The sequence below is a fragment of the Cobetia sp. UIB-001 genome (genome assembly GCF_044789135.1).
Taxonomy (GTDB): domain Bacteria; phylum Pseudomonadota; class Gammaproteobacteria; order Pseudomonadales; family Halomonadaceae; genus Cobetia; species Cobetia amphilecti.
Map to the genome: position 1 here is coordinate 386,144 of NZ_CP058244.1, position 16,700 is coordinate 402,843.

General features: G+C 64.1%; 18 protein-coding genes. 15 read left to right on the plus strand and 3 right to left on the minus strand.

Annotated elements, in window-relative coordinates:
- The first annotated feature begins 309 nt into the window (after positions 1-309).
- From HA399_RS01765 to HA399_RS01780, 4 genes are all read left to right on the plus strand, one after another.
- The gene (locus tag HA399_RS01765; RefSeq protein WP_394805763.1) at positions 310-1,014 is read left to right on the plus strand and encodes a response regulator; all 705 of its coding nucleotides are present in this window, start codon (positions 310-312) and stop codon (positions 1,012-1,014) included.
- A gap of 3 nt (positions 1,015-1,017) precedes the next feature.
- On the plus strand, positions 1,018-2,679 hold the full coding sequence (locus tag HA399_RS01770; RefSeq protein ID WP_324691306.1) for an ATP-binding protein: 1,662 nt from the start codon (positions 1,018-1,020) through the stop codon (positions 2,677-2,679).
- A gap of 24 nt (positions 2,680-2,703) precedes the next feature.
- The gene (locus tag HA399_RS01775) at positions 2,704-3,153 is read left to right on the plus strand and encodes a lipocalin-like domain-containing protein (protein WP_404325831.1); all 450 of its coding nucleotides are present in this window, start codon (positions 2,704-2,706) and stop codon (positions 3,151-3,153) included.
- Positions 3,154-3,367: 214 nt separating this feature from the next.
- Complete coding sequence (locus HA399_RS01780) at positions 3,368-3,574, plus strand: cold-shock protein (protein WP_043333698.1); 207 nt, start codon at positions 3,368-3,370, stop codon at positions 3,572-3,574.
- A 238-nt stretch (positions 3,575-3,812) separates the two neighbouring features.
- On the opposite strand, the gene HA399_RS01785 is transcribed toward HA399_RS01780, so the two are convergent.
- On the minus strand, positions 3,813-4,724 hold the full coding sequence (locus HA399_RS01785) for a LysR family transcriptional regulator (protein WP_279834288.1): 912 nt from the start codon (positions 4,722-4,724) through the stop codon (positions 3,813-3,815).
- Between the two features lie 629 nt (positions 4,725-5,353).
- Here HA399_RS01785 and HA399_RS01790 point away from each other — a divergent pair.
- Positions 5,354-6,334, plus strand: coding sequence for an MliC family protein (locus HA399_RS01790; protein ID WP_404325832.1), 981 nt, complete (start codon positions 5,354-5,356; stop codon positions 6,332-6,334).
- 153 nt (positions 6,335-6,487) lie between these two features.
- Positions 6,488-7,117 carry an FMN-dependent NADH-azoreductase gene (locus HA399_RS01795; RefSeq protein WP_043333701.1) on the plus strand — a complete coding sequence of 210 codons (630 nt, stop codon included), beginning with the start codon at positions 6,488-6,490 and terminating at the stop codon, positions 7,115-7,117.
- 110 nt (positions 7,118-7,227) lie between these two features.
- On the opposite strand, the gene HA399_RS01800 is transcribed toward HA399_RS01795, so the two are convergent.
- Together HA399_RS01800 and HA399_RS01805 are read right to left on the minus strand one after the other, a co-directional pair.
- On the minus strand, positions 7,228-7,854 hold the full coding sequence (locus tag HA399_RS01800; RefSeq protein WP_404325833.1) for an IMPACT family protein: 627 nt from the start codon (positions 7,852-7,854) through the stop codon (positions 7,228-7,230).
- 26 nt (positions 7,855-7,880) lie between these two features.
- Complete coding sequence (locus tag HA399_RS01805) at positions 7,881-8,357, minus strand: LexA family transcriptional regulator (RefSeq protein WP_043333703.1); 477 nt, start codon at positions 8,355-8,357, stop codon at positions 7,881-7,883.
- 472 nt (positions 8,358-8,829) lie between these two features.
- Between HA399_RS01805 and ccmA the strand changes: the two genes are divergently transcribed.
- From ccmA to ccmI, 9 genes are all read left to right on the plus strand, one after another.
- Complete coding sequence (gene ccmA / locus HA399_RS01810; RefSeq protein WP_404325835.1) at positions 8,830-9,585, plus strand: cytochrome c biogenesis heme-transporting ATPase CcmA; 756 nt, start codon at positions 8,830-8,832, stop codon at positions 9,583-9,585.
- On the plus strand, positions 9,582-10,304 hold the full coding sequence (gene ccmB / locus HA399_RS01815) for a heme exporter protein CcmB (RefSeq protein ID WP_404325837.1): 723 nt from the start codon (positions 9,582-9,584) through the stop codon (positions 10,302-10,304). Before ccmA ends, ccmB begins: the two co-directional genes overlap by 4 nt.
- A 165-nt stretch (positions 10,305-10,469) precedes the next feature.
- A complete protein-coding gene (locus tag HA399_RS01820; RefSeq protein ID WP_404326878.1) occupies positions 10,470-11,237 on the plus strand; it encodes a heme ABC transporter permease in 768 nt (255 codons plus the stop codon).
- Positions 11,234-11,512, plus strand: coding sequence for a heme exporter protein CcmD (gene ccmD, locus HA399_RS01825; RefSeq protein ID WP_404325838.1), 279 nt, complete (start codon positions 11,234-11,236; stop codon positions 11,510-11,512). Before HA399_RS01820 ends, ccmD begins: the two co-directional genes overlap by 4 nt.
- Before the next feature lie 81 nt (positions 11,513-11,593).
- A complete protein-coding gene (gene ccmE, locus HA399_RS01830; protein WP_404325839.1) occupies positions 11,594-12,124 on the plus strand; it encodes a cytochrome c maturation protein CcmE in 531 nt (176 codons plus the stop codon).
- Complete coding sequence (locus tag HA399_RS01835; RefSeq protein ID WP_404326880.1) at positions 12,124-14,124, plus strand: heme lyase CcmF/NrfE family subunit; 2,001 nt, start codon at positions 12,124-12,126, stop codon at positions 14,122-14,124. Before ccmE ends, HA399_RS01835 begins: the two co-directional genes overlap by 1 nt.
- Positions 14,121-14,699 carry a DsbE family thiol:disulfide interchange protein gene (locus HA399_RS01840; protein ID WP_404325842.1) on the plus strand — a complete coding sequence of 193 codons (579 nt, stop codon included), beginning with the start codon at positions 14,121-14,123 and terminating at the stop codon, positions 14,697-14,699. The genes HA399_RS01835 and HA399_RS01840 overlap by 4 nt, the downstream gene beginning before the upstream one ends.
- Positions 14,696-15,244, plus strand: coding sequence for a cytochrome c-type biogenesis protein CcmH (locus HA399_RS01845; protein WP_404325843.1), 549 nt, complete (start codon positions 14,696-14,698; stop codon positions 15,242-15,244). The genes HA399_RS01840 and HA399_RS01845 overlap by 4 nt, the downstream gene beginning before the upstream one ends.
- Entirely contained in the window at positions 15,241-16,593 is a 1,353-nt protein-coding gene (gene ccmI / locus HA399_RS01850) for a c-type cytochrome biogenesis protein CcmI (protein WP_404325846.1), read from the plus strand. Before HA399_RS01845 ends, ccmI begins: the two co-directional genes overlap by 4 nt.
- Positions 16,594-16,700 lie beyond the last annotated feature (107 nt).

Genomic DNA, 16,700 nt, shown 5'->3' on the forward strand with positions numbered 1-16,700 from the left:
ACCCTACATATGGGGTGTGAGCTGATTTTGGACACAAGATAGTGTTGTTTGGTGGGGCGTGCAAGTGGATAACTTGTGGGTAAGGTGTGGTTGAAAATCCGGCCTTGTCGCTGGGGGATGTCAAGAGTTCAGGTGTTAAATTTTCTGCACTCCGTCAATGCAGATGGTGCCTGCGCTGCTGGCGCGTAAACGCCCAAATTGGCGTATCATTCGTGACAAATCACCCTGAAAAGGTTACGACGTGGCACAGGAAAGTAACTGCTTGTGAGCTGCTGGCCACGTTGACCCAACGATGCGGATGGAATGCCCTTGGATACCAATGCGCAAGAACATGTATTGATTGTTGAGGATGACGAGCGTCTGGCGACACTGACGCGCGAATACCTCGAAGCCAACAACTTCCGCGTGAGCGTCGAGAATGACGGCGCGCGGGCGGTGGACCTGATCATCAGTCTGCGCCCCGACATCGTGATTCTGGACCTGATGCTGCCGGGCGAGGATGGTCTGTCCATCTGTCGTCGCGTGCGGCCTCAGTTCGCCGGGCCGATCCTGATGCTGACGGCGCGTACCGATGACATGGATCAGGTGCTGGGTCTGGAGATGGGCGCCGACGACTACGTGCCCAAGCCGGTGCAGCCGCGTGTATTGCTGGCACGCATGCGGGCCTTGCTGCGTCGCGCCGATGGCCCCGAAGTGGCCGCCGGAGAGACACGCCTGGTGTTCAATGATCTCGAGATCGACAACGCCACTCGTGAGGCGTGGTTGGCGCGCGAGCGCATCGAACTGACCAGTGCCGAGTTCGACCTGCTGTGGCTGCTGTCCTCGAATGCGGGACGCGTGCTGACGCGTGAGGAAATCTTCTCTGCGCTGCGCGGCATCAAGTATGACGGCCAGGACCGCTCCATCGACGTGCGTGTCTCGCGCATCCGCCCCAAGATTGGCGATGACCCCAATCATCCTGAGCGGATCAAGACGGTGCGCAGCAAGGGATACCTGTTCGTCAAGGACCTCTAGACGATGCGCCGGGCTCTCTCCGACAGCATCTTCCTGCGTGTCTATGTCGCCTTGCTGGTGGCATTGGTGCTCACGCTGGGCATCGCGCTGGGCGGTTTTCAGCTGACCAACATGGTCCGGCTGGAGGCCTACCAGACGCGTCTGGGCGCGGCGCCGATGCGCCTGCTGGTGAGCCAGATCGCGGCCACGCCGGAGGTTGAGCGCGGGGCCTTCCTCAATCGGACCGCCCGGCTGCTGGATGGGCGGTTGTTGCTGGCGCCGGCGGCGGTCTTTGACCTCAGCTGGTGGGAGCAGCGCCGCCTTGAAGCCGGGCGGCCGCTGGTGCGGCCCCATGATGATGCCGGCTGGCAGCTGCTGATGGCGGTGCCGGGCGAAGAGAGAGTGCTGGAATTCCGGCTGCTGCATCTCGCGGAGCGGCAGTTGCGCGGGTTGATGGTGTCGCTGCATGACACCCTGCAACCCATGAATGCCGAGCAGCGCAGCGACTTGCTGGCCCAGCTGCAGCAGGCCTCCGGTCTGTCCTTCGCGCTGCTGCCGGACATTCCGCAGAATCTCGATGCGCAGCAGGCCAGTCGCCTGGAGGCCGGTCGGGTGGTGCTCAACGTGGCCAGTCACGGTCAGGCGATGGCGCTCTATACTCGTCTGGGGGACCGCGCCATGCTCAAGGTCGGGCCCATCCGCGGCTTCGAGACGACACCGCCGGCCTTGATCATCGCCATGATACTGGCGGTCATCAGTCTGCTGGGCGGCGTCATCTATCTGGTGGTGCGTTCACTGGAGGCGCGCCTGACGCGCCTGGAAAAGGCCGCGACCCGCATCGCGGGCGGCTATCTCGATACGCGGGTGCGCATCGAGTCCAATGACTTTCTCGGGCGTCTCGGCATGGCCTTCAATGGCATGGCCGAGCGGGTGCAGGGATTGCTGGGCGCGCAGCAGGACATGATTCGGGCGGTCTCGCATGAATTGCGCACGCCGGTGGCGCGTATCCGCTTCGCGCTGCAGATGATCGAGGACATGGTTGATGATGATTTCGTCCAGCGTCAGATAAAGGGCGCAGACGGCGACATCGAGGAGCTCGACAAGCTGATCGACGAGATCCTGACCTACGCACGCCTCAACAATGCCGCCGGTATCCAGCTGGACCTCGGCATGGTGGATTGCCGCGAGATCGCGGAGCAGGTCTGCGAGACGCTGGCGCCGCTGCATCCTGAATTGCTGCTGAGCATCGAAGGCGAGGCGCTGGAAGTCGAGGCCGAGGCACGCTATCTGCAGCGGGCGCTGCAGAATCTGGTCTCCAATGCCTGCCGACACGCGGATTCCCGTGTACTGGTGCGCATCACCAGTGACCCGCAGGTGGTCAGGCTCGATGTCGAGGACGATGGCCCCGGCATCAACGAGGAAGATCGCAAGAAGGTCTTCAAGCCCTTCGCGCGCCTGGATGATTCGCGTACGCGTGCCTCCGGCGGCTACGGGCTGGGGCTCTCCATCGTGCAGAAGATCCTGCATTCCCACGGCGGCAGCGTGGTTGTGGACAAGGGCAGGTCGCTCAAGGGCGCGCGCTTCAGCCTGTTGCTGCCACTGACCTCCAGTCAGCTGGAACGCAAGGCGCCTGTGCCCTTGCCGCCGGTCAAGCCGCCGTCACTCCAGGACGAGCACGCCACCTGATCACGACCGTTTGAGGAATCGGCCATGCGACAATCTCCCTTGTCACTGCATCCTGACTTGATCGGCGCGTGGCGGCTCGAGCGCTTCTGGTATGCCTGGCCGGATGGACGCGAGCTGGAGCCGCTGGGCGAGTGCAAGGGCCATCTGCATTACATGGCCAATGGCTATATGAGCGTGCAGCTGGTGTCCTGTGAGCGTCAGCCTCTGGGAATGGCGCCGACGGATGATCAGCTGGTCGCCGCCTTTCGTGAGGGCTTTGCCTACTGTGGGCGCTGGCAGTGGGACAGTGAGCGGGAGGAGGTCTGCCATCATCTGTCGCTGGCCACGATCGCCGATTGGGATGAAGTCACCCTTGTTCGGCGCGTCACGCTCGAGGGAGACCGCCTGCTGCTGGGGACCGATGCGCCGAATCTGCAGCTGCCGGAAGGGGGATTTCTGACCTGGCTGGAGTGGCATCGCTTGGCGACTGTGTGAAGTGATTGTCGAAAAGGCTTGACGTGATCATGGGTTAGCGTGCAATGTAGCCCCTGTTGGATAGCAAGACGCACCACTCAGTCGCCTGTGCTGCTCGGTAAATCGCCTTGAGCGCCCCGAGAAGCCTCGCTGATTTGATGCATGGTTTTGCTTTGCCCACGCTCTTCGGGTAATGCCCGTTATTTCAAACATGCTAATCAGAGAGGAATTTCTCATGGCTACAGGTACAGTTAAGTGGTTCAACGACGCTAAAGGTTTTGGTTTCATCGCTCCGGCTGACGGTGGTGACGATCTGTTCGTTCACTTCTCCGAAGTCCAAGCTGATGGCTTCAAGACCCTGCAGGACGGCCAGCAGGTCTCCTTCGACGTGACCCAGGGCCAGAAAGGCCTGCAGGCAGCCAACGTCAAGGCTATCGACTGATCATCACTCATTGCGGAATGCTTTCCGCTTGAGATGATAGATGTCAAGAACCGCCCCAGCTCATGCTGGGGCGGTTCTGTTTGTGCTGAAGAAAAGTCTTGCGCGCAAGCCGTAGTGGTATGGCGCGAACAAGCAGTGATCAGCAGATACACGAAAGCCCCACCAATCGATGCCTTGCGGCCTGTCGAGTGGTGGGGCTTTCGTGTATCCATTCCTCGTAAGCGCTGAGGCCCGGGTATCAGGCAGGCTTCACGCCACTCAGCACCTCGAATGATGTCTCACGGGCGGTACGCAGGAAGTCGTCCATCCACGGCGTGCCGAGCAGATCTTCTCTGACGGCGGCGTAGAGTGTCGCCCAGACACCGTCGCCCAGCGACAGGCCGCGAACGTAATCGCGCGACAGATACTCGGCCAGCGCCCAGTTGGGGAGCGCCGTGACGCCGCGGCCGCTGGCGACCAGCTGCATCATCATCACCGTCATCTCGGCGCTGCGGATCTCACGTGGGCTCACGTTGGCGGGTTCGAGGAACTGGGTGAAGACGTCCAGGCGATCATGCTCGACCGGATAGATGATCAAGGTCTCGTCGCACAGGTCCTGCGGCTCCACATGGCCCTTGATGGCCAATGCATGCTGGCGTGCCACGGCCAGCATGACCTCATAGCGGAACAGCGGAATGTACTGGATACCGGTCATCTCCACCGGGTTGGCGGTGATGACCAGGTCCAGCTGCTCGCGGCCCAATGCCTGCAGGGGAGCGAAGCTGTGGCCCGAGGGGATATCGACTTCAATCTCCGGCCAGTGATCGCGGAAGCGATCCACCGTCGGCATCAGCCACTGAAAACAGCTATGGCACTCGATGGCCATGTGCAGCCGGCCCTGCTCGCTACCCGCCATGCGAGCAATGTCTCGCTCAGCCATGCGGAACTGCGGCAGTACCTGCTCTGCCAGCGACAACAGGCGCTGTCCGGCGCGGGTGAACTCCACGGGGCGCGTCTTGCGGATGAACAGCGGCGCGCCCAGTCGCTCCTCGAGGTCCTTCAGCTGATGGGACAGGGCGGACTGGGTAAGGTGGACACGCTCCGCGGCTTCGACCAGCGAGCCAGCATCACGCAGGGCCAGCAGGGTACGCAGATGGCGCAATTCAAGCATGATGAATGGTGCTCATGTTGAGAGGTTGAGAGAGAAAGGTGCGTTGTGAACGGCAAGTTGAGACAGGCCAGTTGAGACAGGCAAGCCGAGAACGTTAAGTCGAGAACGATAAGTTGAAAGTCCTGGCGCAAGCCGCGCGCGGGTCAATCACTCCCGCGTGACTGGATCAGTGGGAGAGTGGCAGCGGGATTTTCTCCCCGCCAAGCCACCATCGTGACGCGCGGCTGCCCGAGGGCGCTCATGACACTGTCTCATATTCATGGCGATTCGCGTATCACTCGGGGCGGCGGAACACGAAGGGCGCCGGAGTCAGGCGCCAGGAGGGTGTCATGCAAGGCCGGCAGGGCACGCGCCTTGTACCCTCAGTGCATTCCCATCCCCACAAGTCTCACTGCGCTTGATAGACTTTGGCAGGGTGCGCCAGGAAGGCCGCCGTCTCCGCCTTGAAGTCCAGCCATGCCGCAGTGTCTCATCATCAGAGTCCTGCGCTGCATCTTGTCGTCCGACATGCCCAGGGAGGGTTCATCATGTCACGTCATTGCTGTCGTCTTTTCGCCATTTCCCGTGTGTTGCCCCATAGGTGGGCCGCGAGTCTCACGCCAGGGATGATCGCTGTCGGTCGAGCGGGCTTGCGCCTGTCGCCTCTGGCGGTGCCCATGCTGCTGGCCGGATGTACCTCCCTGCCGTGGAGTCAGGACGCCGCGTCAGGGACGGATGCTGGCCAGCCGCCGCTCAAGGTGCCGGCCCCCGCACAGGACCCGGGCCCCGTGGTGCATGAGGTGGCGAAGAAACCTGCGCCGCCCAGTGCGGAATCGCTGGGTAAGGCCGCTGCGGTGACCTTGCCCTCCAGCTTTCTGCCACCGCCCCGGGCGAGTGAGTATCAGGTGTGGCGCTGTACTCCGGCGCAGGATCTGCTGATGGCCTTCAGCGAAGGCGACGCCGAGGCATCGCATGACTGGTTGCGCCTGTGGTCGCGTCGGCATGCCTATACCCTGGAGCGGGTCGTCAGTGCCTCGGGCGAGCGCTATCAGGCCAATGCCGGTGCATCGCCGGCCAAGCAGGCGTCTGGTGATGTGAAGGCGTTGCCCGGTGAAGAGGGACTGGAGGTGTGGTTCAAGGGTTCCGAGGCGATGTTGCAGAATGCCCGTGGCAATCTGGAATGTGTGCAGGATGATCGGCGCGTGATTCATCCGACGACGCAGAAGCCGCTGTTGGTGGCGCAGGGCAATGAGCCCGGCTGGCAGGTCAGTCTCGACAGCCAGCACAACCTGCTGACGTTGACGGCCATGCAGGGCTTGTTCGAGTCGCCGCACGAGGCGCAGGCATCCGAGCGCTCTGCAGAAGCTGAGGCTGACGCTCGCTCGTCAGGTGTCCAGGTGGTGAAGCTGCCTTATCGGGTCGCCCGCGAGGCAAACGATAGTCGTGTGCTCAAGGCGCAACTCCCGGCTGACGGCAAGCAGGGCGAGCCATTGCAGCTGGTGGTCGCGCCGGGCGCCTGCTTCGATTCCATGCAGGGTGCGCCCTATCCGCTGACGGCGACCTTGACGATTGCGGGACAGGAATTGAAGGGCTGTGGCGAGGCGTTCCGCTATCAGTCGGCGGTCGAATGAGGGTGACGACTGGCTAAGTGTTCGTTTTTTTCGAATGATGTAGGCGATTTAAGTCGCTTTTCGTGTGGAATGGTTCATTTATCATGCTGTGCATGCGGATCGGGTCGAACACCGTCGACAGGATCGCGCCTCACTTTCATGGAGACCCTCCACATGTCAAAAGCTTCGCTCAATGTCCTGCTGGTGTCTGCTTCCCTGTTCGCCGACAAGGGCAATTCACGTGCGCTGGCCTCATCCTTCGTCAGTGCGCTCGAGGCCTCCGGGCAGCCATTTCAGCTGACGCATCATGATCTGGTCGAGCGTGACCTGCCGCATCTCGATGGCGCGGAAATGCAGGCCTGGATGACGCCGGCGGATGAGCGTAGCGCCGAGCAACGCAAGCTTGCCGCACTGTCCGATGGTTTTCTGGCCGAGCTGAGAGCGGCAGACCTGCTGGTCGTTGCGGCACCGCTCTACAATCTGGGCCTGCCGACGCAGATGAAGGCGTGGTTCGATCGTGTGCTGCGTGCCGGCGAGACCTTCCGTTATACCGAGAAAGGGCCGGTGGGCCTGCTGGAAGGCAAGCAGGCGCTGGTACTGGCGGCGCGTGGCGGCATGTACGCGGGCACTGAAATGGATTCCCAGACACCGCACCTGAAATCCATGCTCGGACTGATGGGCATCACGGATCAGCACTTCGTGTATGCCGAAGGCCTCAGCATGGGCGATGAGCCCAGGGCCGCCTCACTGGCCGAGGCCAAGGCAGCCATCGCCAATCAGGTGGAAGCCCTGCAGTTCCGCTGAGAGAAGTGAAAACACGAACGCCATCGCCGCCCGGACAAGGGGTGGCGATGGCGTTCGTGTTTGTGGAGAACCAAAGGGAATCGCTGGCGCCGGTCAGTCGCTGGCGTCGATCAGTCGCGGGAGTTGAGCACTTCCAGCGCTCCCTTGAGGCGCGCATGCAATTCTTCCAGCGGCGGCTGGGCGCCACCTTGCGGCCAGCCCGCCGTCAACACCACGCCATCGGCACCATAGTCGCCGGCATCCACCGGCACATCGTAGCCGCTCAACCAGTGGCGAACATCGGCTTCATGGGCGAAGCCGACCTTCAGGCGCCTGGGCGTGCGCGGCGTGAAGGTCGTGGTGGGCAGGTGCTCGAGCGCCTCGAGCACCGCGCGGCTGTATGCGCGCGCCAGGCCGCCGGTGCCCAGCTTGATGCCGCCGAAGTAGCGGATCACCACGCAGGCCACCTGGCCGACGCCACTGCCTTCGAGCACCTGATACATCGGCCTGCCAGCAGTGCCGCCCGGCTCGCCATCATCGGAGAAACCGATGGCGTTCTGCTCATTGGGTGCCCCGGCGATGAACGCCGTGCAGTGATGGCGTGCGTTGGGGTGGGCGAGATGCGCCTGAGCCAGCAGCCGCGTCATGCCTTCTGGCGTCGGGGCATGGGCCAGCCAGGCGATGAAGCGGCTCTTCTCGATCTCGATGCTGTGTTCATGGTGCGCCTCGGGCGCCAGTGCCGGTATCAGATAGGTCATGGCACCATCTTACCAAAGCGTCGCCCTCAGTGAGTGACGGCATTGCCGCGCACCACGCCCATCACCATGCCCAGCACTTCGATATCGGCATTCTTGAGATAGATGGGGGCCATGCTGTCGTTGGCCGGTTGCAGGCGCACGCCGGTCTTCTCGATATACAGCTTCTTCAGCGTCACTTCCTGCTGATTGATCATCACCACGGCGGTCTCGCCGTTCTCGGCGCTTTCGCTGCGTTCGATGATGATGATGTCGCCATCATGGATATTGCAGTTGATCATCGAATGGCCGCGCACGCGCAGGGCGTAGGTATTGCGGCGCACCATGCGCGTCGGCACGGCAACCGTACCGCAGTCGGCGATGGCTTCGATGGGCATGCCGGCGGTGATGTTGCCGAGCAGCGGGATATCCATCATGTCGCTGGCGGTGATTTCCTGCCAGGCCTGGTCATTGAGCGGCAGGTTGTGAAGACGCTGAAGGTAGTGCGGAGCGTGAAGACGTGACATGAGCTATCCCCTGATGCCGTGCGGTCGGCGCGGATGGTGCGTCGGCCTGCGGTGCAGCGTGGAGGGTCGTCAGGCTGAGTTCATCTGTCGCCTGCTAGGCTCCGCGAACATGCTGACAACGCGTTGAGCCGACCCGATCAGTCTGTGCCTGCACTCGGCAGGCGTGTGATGAAGGTACTGTATGTATACTGTTTTTGTATACAGTGTCTGCATCATAGCAAGCTCTCGCGAAGTGGCAAGAGGTGAGCGGATCGACCAGCGCCAATCCAGCGAAAGTGTGTCGTATGAATGTGCACCACATGTCGCTGATATATTTCTCGAGTGCTTGACTGCCCGTCATGGCGGGGCTGCGAGGCCAGGTGATCGGCTGCTCGGTGGTCAGTGTCGACCTCAGCTCGTAGAATGGCTCGCAGTGACCCTTGGGTCTGCCTTTGATGTCGCACTTCGCGACGGCTCAGCCGCGAGAATCCGGATGCCCAGCCAGCCTGCCAGCGATGAAGTCTGTAGCGCGCCGCCTCTGTTGGCGGTCGTGGCGCTCGGCTGTGAGCGTGATGAGCGCTGGCTGTTCGAGGGGCTGGATCTTTCGCTGCATGCGGGAGAGATCCTGCAGGTCGAGGGCCCCAATGGCAGTGGCAAGACGACCCTGCTCAAGATTCTGTCCGGTCAGTTCCATGACTACGAGGGCGAGGTGCTGTGGCGCGGCCAGCCCACCTCGCGGGTGCGTGACGACTTTCTGGGTTCACTGCTCTATCTGGGTCACCAGCCCGGCATCAAGGGCACCCTGACCGCATTGGAAAACCTTGCCTGGTATCAGGCGCTTGGCGGTCAACCGCAGGCGAAGGCAGAGGCCCGCCGCGAGCTCGCCTGGGCAGCGCTGGACGCCGTGGGGCTGGCCGGTTTCGAGGATGTGCCTGCCCAGCAGCTGTCCGCCGGTCAGCAGCGACGTATCGCGCTGGCGCGGCTGCATCTGACGCCACGCCGGCTGTGGGTGCTCGATGAGCCCTTCACCGCCATCGATCGCGACGGCGTTCAGGTGCTGGAGGCATTGCTGCTGGCTCACGCCCAGCGTGGGGGCAGTGTGGTGATGACGACCCATCATCGCTTCTCGCAGGCCTCGCGCTTGCGCCGCCTGTGCCTGGGCGCGAAGGAAGGGGAGAAGGCCGAACAGGGTTCAGAGCAGAGCATGGGCGGGAAAGACACAGCCTCGATACAAGGCGCCTCGGCATGAACCATGAGCTGCTGACGGCACTGCCCGAGGCCCCGCCCACCAGCTCGCTGGCCGGTGCCTTCAAGGCGACCCTCGCGCGCGACCTGCGTCAGGCGCTGCGCCGGCGCAGTGAGCTGATCAATCCTCTGGTGTTCTTCGCCCTGGTGATCACGCTGTTTCCGCTGGGCATCTCTCCGGACAAGGCGCTGCTGGCGACGCTGGCACCGGGTCTGCTGTGGGTGGCGGCATTGCTGGCGACGCTGCTGTCACTGGACGGTCTGTTCCGGCAGGATCTGGAGGACGGCAGCCTCGAGCAACTGTTGCTGACGCCGCAGCCATTGCCGTTGCTGGTGCTGGCCAAGGTGGCGGGCCACTGGCTGCTGACCGGCCTGCCGCTGGCGCTGATGGCACCCTTGCTGGGCGTGATGCTGGGGCTGTCGAGCGGCGCCTTTGGCGTGTTGATCGCCTCGCTGGCGCTGGGCAGCATGAGTCTGTCATTGATCGGCGCGATCGGTGCGGCACTCACGGTGGGGCTGCGTCGCGGCGGAGTACTGCTCTCGCTGATCATTCTGCCGCTGTACATTCCGGTGCTGATCTTCGGCGCCGGCGCCGTACAGAGCGCCGTCAACGGCATGCCCAGTCTGGCTCATCTGGCCATTCTGGGCGCGATGCTGGCGCTGGCCCTGCTGCTGGCGCCACTCGCCATCGCCGCCGGACTCAGACTGAGCATCAATGGCTAGCCCGATCAAGAACTGCATGACGCTGCCCGAGCATTCTCGGGCATTCGCAAGGCTCTTCATTGCCCCTGACAAGAGGCCCGTGTGACCGCCGACTCCGACTCTCCTCAAGCGCCTGCCCGCAAGATTCGCCCCCGCAAGGGCGGGCTATGGCCGTGGCTGCATCGCATGGGCGCACCGGCGACCTTCTTCGCGGCCAGCCAGCGCTGGCTGCCATGGCTCTGGGCCCTGGCCATCATCGCGCTGGTGGCCGGCAGTGTCTGGGGGCTGGTCTTCGCGCCCGCCGACTACCAGCAGGGCAACAGCTTCCGCATCATCTATGTGCATGTGCCGGCGGCGATTCTCGCCCAGTCGTGCTTCATGCTGCTGGCGGTGTGCGCGCTCATCTTCCTGGTGTGGAAGATCAAGCTGGCGGACATGGTCGCCACGGCCGCCGCGCCCGTCGGTGCGCTGATGACGGCGCTGGCACTGTTTTCCGGCTCGGTGTGGGGCATCCCCACCTGGGGCACCTGGTGGATCTGGGATGCCCGGCTGACTTCGATGCTGATCCAGCTGTTCCTGTATCTGGGCGTGATCGTGCTGCGTGGCTCCTTCGCCAGCCGTGACAGCGGTTCGCGCGCGGCCTCGATCCTGGCGCTGGTCGGCATGGTCAACATCCCGATCATCAAGTATTCGGTGGACTGGTGGAGCACACTGCATCAACCGGCCACCTTCACGCTCAGCGAAGCGCCGCCGATGCCGGCCAGCATGTGGATCCCCTTGCTGATGATGGTGATCGGCTTCTACGCCCTGTTCGGCGCGCTGGTGCTGATGCGCACGCGGCTCGAGGTGCTGAGGCGCGAGAGTCGCAAGCAGTGGGTGCGTGATCTGCTGACTCCGTCTTCGCATGCGCGCCCCGATGCTGCGGTAGTCGCGACAGAAGGGGACAAGCCATGAACCTGCCGGGCATCGCCTTCTCAAGTGTCAGCGAGTTCTTCGCCATGGGCGGCCATGCGCTGTATGTGTGGTCGGCCTGGGGGCTGACGGCGGCGTGTCTTGTGGGGCTGGTGATCGCCACGCGGCTGTCGCGTCGCGCGCTGGAGGCGGATATCCGTCGCCGCCTGCGCCGTGACGCTTCTCGTCATTCTTCGCACCCTGCTTCGCACCCTGCTTCACACCGCGCTTCGCATCGTTCGTCACATCAGGCTTCGCGCCACAGCTCTCGTGATTGAATCTGTTTTCTCCCTCCCGCGGCGGTTGTCCCGCCGGCCGCGAGAGGCTTGACCGTCCCTTGCCCTGATCGAGCCCTGACCATGACTCCCAAACGCAAGCAGCGCCTGTATATCGTCACGGCCATCGTGCTGCTGGCCGCCCTCGCGGTGGGCCTGACCCTCTATGCCCTGCGCGCCAACATCAACGCCTTCTATACCCCGACGCAGATCGCCAGTGGCGAAGCGCCCCAGGGGCGGCAGATCCGTGCGGGCGGCATGGTGCGTGATGGCAGTGTCAGGCGCGACAACGAGACGCTGGATGCCATCTTCACCGTCACGGATTTCGATCACGACGTGACGGTGCATTATCAGGGCATCCTGCCGGACCTGTTCCGTGAAGGGCAGGGCGTGGTGGTGATGGGCGCCTTCGATGGTGAGCATCTCGAGGCCAGCGAGGTGCTGGCCAAGCATGACGAGAAGTACATGCCGCCGGAGGTGTCGGAGGCACTCAAGGCCTCCGGACGAGATGTGTCTGGTAACAGGACGGGCATCGAGACGGGCAATACGGCTGACATCAAGGCCAGCGACAGCAGCGCAGCCAAGGCCGCGCTCGATCCGCAGGAGACCCCGTGATGGTGACGCAACTGTTGCCGGAAATCGGCCACTTCGCGCTGATTCTGGGTGCCTGTCTGGCCTGTGTGCAGGCGGTCGTACCGCTGGCGGGGGCCAGTACGCGCCGTCCGCTGTGGATGAGCTTCGCCCAGCCGATGGCCTGGGGGCAGTTCCTGTTCGTGCTGATCGCCTATGCCTGCCTGACCGCGAGCTTCCTGCTGGATGATTTCAGCGTCGCCTACATCGCCAACAACTCCAACAGCCAGCTGCCGTGGTACTTCAAGTTCAGCGCCGTGTGGGGCAGCCATGAGGGCTCGGTGCTGCTGTGGAGCCTGATACTGGCCGGCTGGGGCTTTGCCGTCTCGCTGGGCGCGCGCCATCTGCCGCGCGACATGCTGGCACGGGTGCTGGGCATCATGGGGCTGATCTCCACCGGCTTCATGGCCTTCGTGCTGCTGACCTCCAATCCCTTCGCGCGCCTGCTGCCGGACATGCCGGCTGACGGCACGGACCTCAATCCGCTGCTGCAGGACATCGGGCTGATCATCCATCCGCCGATGCTCTACATGGGCTACGTGGGCTTCTCGGTGGCGTTCGCGTTCGCGATGGCGGCACTGATGGGCGGGCGTCTCGATGCGGCCTGGGCACGCTGGGCGCGCCCCTGGACCAACATCGCCTGGGCCTTCCTTACCGTCGGCATCGCGCTGGGCAGCTGGTGGGCCTACTACGAGCTCGGCTGGGGCGGCTGGTGGTTCTGGGACCCGGTCGAGAACGCCTCCTTGATGCCGTGGCTGGCCGGTACCGCCCTGATCCACTCGCTGGCGGTCACCGAGAAGCGCGGCGCCTTCAAGAGCTGGACGGTGCTGCTGTCGATCTTTGCCTTCTCGCTGTCACTGCTGGGCACCTTCCTGGTGCGCTCCGGCGTGCTGACCTCGGTGCACGCCTTCGCCAGTGACCCCGATCGCGGGCTGTTCATTCTGGTACTGCTCGGCATTACCGTCGGTGGCTCGCTGCTGCTGTTCGCGCTGCGTGCACCGCGCGTGCGTTCGACGCTGGGCTTTCACTGGCTGTCGCGGGATGCCTTCCTGCTGGTCAACAATCTCGTGCTGCTAGTGATGATGATCACCGTGCTGCTGGGTACCCTCTATCCGCTGGTGCTGGACTCGCTGGGGCTGGGCAAGATCTCGGTGGGCCCGCCGTACTTCAATGCGCTGTTCGTACCGCTGACCACGCTGCTGTGTGCCTTCATGGGCCTCGGCCCGGCCTCGCGCTGGAAGCAGATGCCGGGCCGCGAGCTGGCGCGTCGTCTGGCGCTGGCCGGCAGCGCGGCCCTCGTCATCGGGGGCCTGCTGCCGCTGACGCTGGATATCGAGTGGAGCTTCTCGGTGGCGCTCGGGCTGGTCATCGCGCTGTGGGTGGTGCTGCCGTTGCTGCACGACCTGTGGGACAAGAGTGCCTCGAAGGCGGGTCGCTGGGCGGGGCTCAAGCGCCTCACACCCAGCTACTGGGGCATGCAGCTGGCGCATCTGGGGCTGGCGGTGACCATCGTCGGCGTGACGCTGGTCTCCAATACCGAGGTCGCCGAGAACGTGCGCTTGGTGCAGGGCAAGGAAGTCAGCGTGGGCGGCTATCAGTTCCGCATGACCGAACTTGGCGAATATCGCGGCCCCAACTACCTGTCGGACCGCGCCACGGTGGAAGTCAGCCGAGATGGTGACCCCGTGACGACACTGCATCCCGAGAAGCGTCTGTTCCTGGCCAGCGGCATGCCGATGACCGAGACCGCGCTTGATGCCGGCTTCACGCGTGACCTCTACGTCGCCATGGGCGAGAAGCTGGATGACGACAGTTGGGCGGTACGCATCCAGGTCAAACCCTTCGTGCGCTGGCTGTGGCTGGGCGCCCTGCTGATGGGGGCGGGCGGTGTGATCGCCGTGCTGGATCGCCGTTATCGCCGGCGTGTCGAGGCCAGCACGGCGTCTGACACCCGCTCCCTCGCCACGCAGGAGGCTCGCCCATGAATGTTCGTCGTCTGGTGCTGTTCGTGCCGCTGGTGGTCGTGGTGGGGCTGGGCGCCTTCCTCTACCAGCGCCTCGATGATGACCCCTATGCACGGGACTCCGCGCTGCTGTCGCGGCCCTTCCCCGAATTCTCGCTCAGCACCTTGAGTGATCCGCAGGCGCGCCTCGATGCCTCGCTGCTCAAGGGGCAGGTCAGCCTCGTCAATGTCTGGGGCGAGTGGTGCCCGACCTGCAAGCACGAGATGCCGCAGCTGCTGGATCTCGCCAGCCGCGGCGTGCACATGGTCGGCGTCGACTACAAGGACACCCGCGCCAAGGGCCGCCAGTTCCTGGAGGAATTCGGCAACCCGTTCAGCGTCAATCTGTTCGACCCCGAGGGCACGCTGGGCTTTGATCTCGGCGTCTATGGGGCACCGGAAACCTTCCTGGTCGATGCCGAGGGCGTGATCCGCTATCACCACACCGGCTACATCCGGCCCGAAGATGTCCGCGACGTCATCCTGCCGACGCTGGAGCGCATCGCGGAGCCCGCGACTGATTCCGCCAGCATGCCCGATGAGGAGGCCAGCTCATGAAATCCGTGCTCAGGAGTTTCGCCATCCCGCTGGTGCAGGCGCTGGTGGTGCTGATGTTTCTTGCCTGGCTGTCTGCCGGCAAGGCGCATGCCGCCATCGAGATGCATCAGTTCGACAATCCGGTGCTGCAGAAGCGCTACGACAGCCTGACCGCCGCGCTGCGCTGCCCCAAGTGTCAGAACCAGGCGATCGGTGACTCGGACTCTCCCATCGCCGGTGACATGCGCCAGAACGTGGCGGACCTGCTCAAGGATGGCCGCAGCGACAGCGAGATCCAGAATTTCATGGTCGCGCGCTTCGGCGAGTATGTGCTCTACAACCCGCGCCTCGATGGGCGCACCTGGCTGCTGTGGGGCGGTCCCGCTGTCCTGATTCTGCTCGGCTTGCTGGTCGTGACCCTGATCGTGCGCGCTCGGCGGCGTGCGCGTGTGCGTGCGCTGGATGATGATGAGCAGGCGCGCCTGTCGGCATTGCTCGCCACGCACCGCCAGTCCAGCGATGAGCAGCCCGGCGCTGGGCAACACACTGCCAAGGAGCGCTCATGATCCTGTTATGGCTGGCGATTGCCGTGCTGTTGATTCCCGCCGGCTGGCTGCTGTTGCTGCCGTTGCGGCACGCGCGTCGCGTGCATGCCGATCAGCAGGCCTTCGAGGACAACGACAGCCTCGGCGCCGAGAACGTGCGTGTCTATCGGCGTCGACTGGCCTCGCTGGAGCGCGGCCATGCGCGCGGCGAGCTGGATGACACGGCGCTGGCGGAAGGGCGGGTCGAGCTGGAACGCAGCCTGCTGGAAGATGCCGAATCCCTCAAGCGCTCCCCGCTCAAGGCGGCCAGCAGCGGGCGCGTGCTGGTGCCCGTGTTGCTGGTGGCGATGGTGGCGGGCTCGCTCTATTGGTATCAGCGCGAAGGCGCGAGCGGGGACCTGGCGCTGGCGCAGGCGATTGCCGCCACGCCGATCCACGATGCTGCCAGCTTCGAGGCGCGTATCGCCCGGCTGCGCGCCGAGGCCGAGGCCCAGCCCGACAACGCCAAGGTGTGGATGGCGCTGTTCCCGCTCTACCGCGATGCCGGACGTCTCGATGAGGCCATGCAGTCGCTCGAGGCGTTGATCGCGCTCGAGGGCCGCGTGCCTGCGCTGATCGCGCAGCTGGCGCAGCTCAAGTTCTTCGCCGCCCAGCGCACCCTGACCGATGAGGTCCAGACGCTGGTCGATGAAGTGCTGGCGGCCGATCCGCGTCAGCCGACGGTACTCGGCCTGCTCGGGATCGAGGCCTTCGACCATGCCCGCTATCCCGAGGCCATCGATTACTGGCGCAAGGCGATTGCCGGCTTCGAGAATCCCGATGCCGCCAAGGCGCTGCGCGAAGGCATCAAGGCCGCACGCCAGCGCATGGCCAGTGCCGGTGATGTCGATGCCTCGGTCGCCCTGGCCAACTCGGTCGCGCCAGAGCAAGGCGCGGCGACTGATCAGGACAGCAAGGAGGGCGCCGCACGTCTGACGCTCAAGGTGTCACTGGACCCGGCGCTCGAGGCGCAGCTGGCGGCGCTGCCGGTGAGTGCCGAAGCGGCGACCCTGTTCATCGTGGCGCGCGATGGCGAAGGCAAGCTGCCGCCGCTGGCAGTGGTGCGCACCACCGCGGACAAGCTGCCGCTGACGCTCACTCTGTCGGATGACAATGCCATGGCCCCGATGGCGCGGCTCTCGATGGCCGAGCGCGTCACGCTCGTGGCGCGCATCTCCGCCTCCGGGCAGCCGACGGCCCAGCCGGGAGATCTCGAAGGCAAGCTCGAGAATGTCATCGTCACGCGCAGTGCTGACGCCGATGACGAGAAAGGCGCTGATGCGACACAGGCGCCGCTGGCACTGCGCATCGATCACCGCGTCACTCAGTAAGCCGCAATTGGCCCCTGGCCCGCGCGATGACGGCTTCGTTTGTCATTGCGCCGGTTGGGGCCATCGCCGCTTTTGGGTAGACTGCGCGCTGGTTTTTCGAAAATACC

Excerpts from the sequence above, each read along its gene's own strand:
- HA399_RS01770 (WP_324691306.1), top strand. The coding sequence starts at position 1,018 with ATGCGCCGGGCTCTCTCCGACAGCATCTTCCTGCGTGTCTATGTCGCC.
- HA399_RS01775 (WP_404325831.1), top strand. The coding sequence starts at position 2,704 with ATGCGACAATCTCCCTTGTCACTGCATCCTGACTTGATCGGCGCGTGG.
- HA399_RS01780 (WP_043333698.1), top strand. The coding sequence starts at position 3,368 with ATGGCTACAGGTACAGTTAAGTGGTTCAACGACGCTAAAGGTTTTGGT.
- HA399_RS01785 (WP_279834288.1), bottom strand. The coding sequence starts at position 4,724 with ATGCTTGAATTGCGCCATCTGCGTACCCTGCTGGCCCTGCGTGATGCT.
- HA399_RS01795 (WP_043333701.1), top strand. The coding sequence starts at position 6,488 with ATGTCAAAAGCTTCGCTCAATGTCCTGCTGGTGTCTGCTTCCCTGTTC.
- HA399_RS01800 (WP_404325833.1), bottom strand. The coding sequence starts at position 7,854 with ATGACCTATCTGATACCGGCACTGGCGCCCGAGGCGCACCATGAACAC.
- HA399_RS01805 (WP_043333703.1), bottom strand. The coding sequence starts at position 8,357 with ATGTCACGTCTTCACGCTCCGCACTACCTTCAGCGTCTTCACAACCTG.
- ccmA (WP_404325835.1), top strand. The coding sequence starts at position 8,830 with ATGCCCAGCCAGCCTGCCAGCGATGAAGTCTGTAGCGCGCCGCCTCTG.
- ccmB (WP_404325837.1), top strand. The coding sequence starts at position 9,582 with ATGAACCATGAGCTGCTGACGGCACTGCCCGAGGCCCCGCCCACCAGC.
- HA399_RS01820 (WP_404326878.1), top strand. The coding sequence starts at position 10,470 with ATGGGCGCACCGGCGACCTTCTTCGCGGCCAGCCAGCGCTGGCTGCCA.
- ccmD (WP_404325838.1), top strand. The coding sequence starts at position 11,234 with ATGAACCTGCCGGGCATCGCCTTCTCAAGTGTCAGCGAGTTCTTCGCC.
- ccmE (WP_404325839.1), top strand. The coding sequence starts at position 11,594 with ATGACTCCCAAACGCAAGCAGCGCCTGTATATCGTCACGGCCATCGTG.
- HA399_RS01835 (WP_404326880.1), top strand. The coding sequence starts at position 12,124 with ATGGTGACGCAACTGTTGCCGGAAATCGGCCACTTCGCGCTGATTCTG.
- HA399_RS01840 (WP_404325842.1), top strand. The coding sequence starts at position 14,121 with ATGAATGTTCGTCGTCTGGTGCTGTTCGTGCCGCTGGTGGTCGTGGTG.
- HA399_RS01845 (WP_404325843.1), top strand. The coding sequence starts at position 14,696 with ATGAAATCCGTGCTCAGGAGTTTCGCCATCCCGCTGGTGCAGGCGCTG.
- ccmI (WP_404325846.1), top strand. The coding sequence starts at position 15,241 with ATGATCCTGTTATGGCTGGCGATTGCCGTGCTGTTGATTCCCGCCGGC.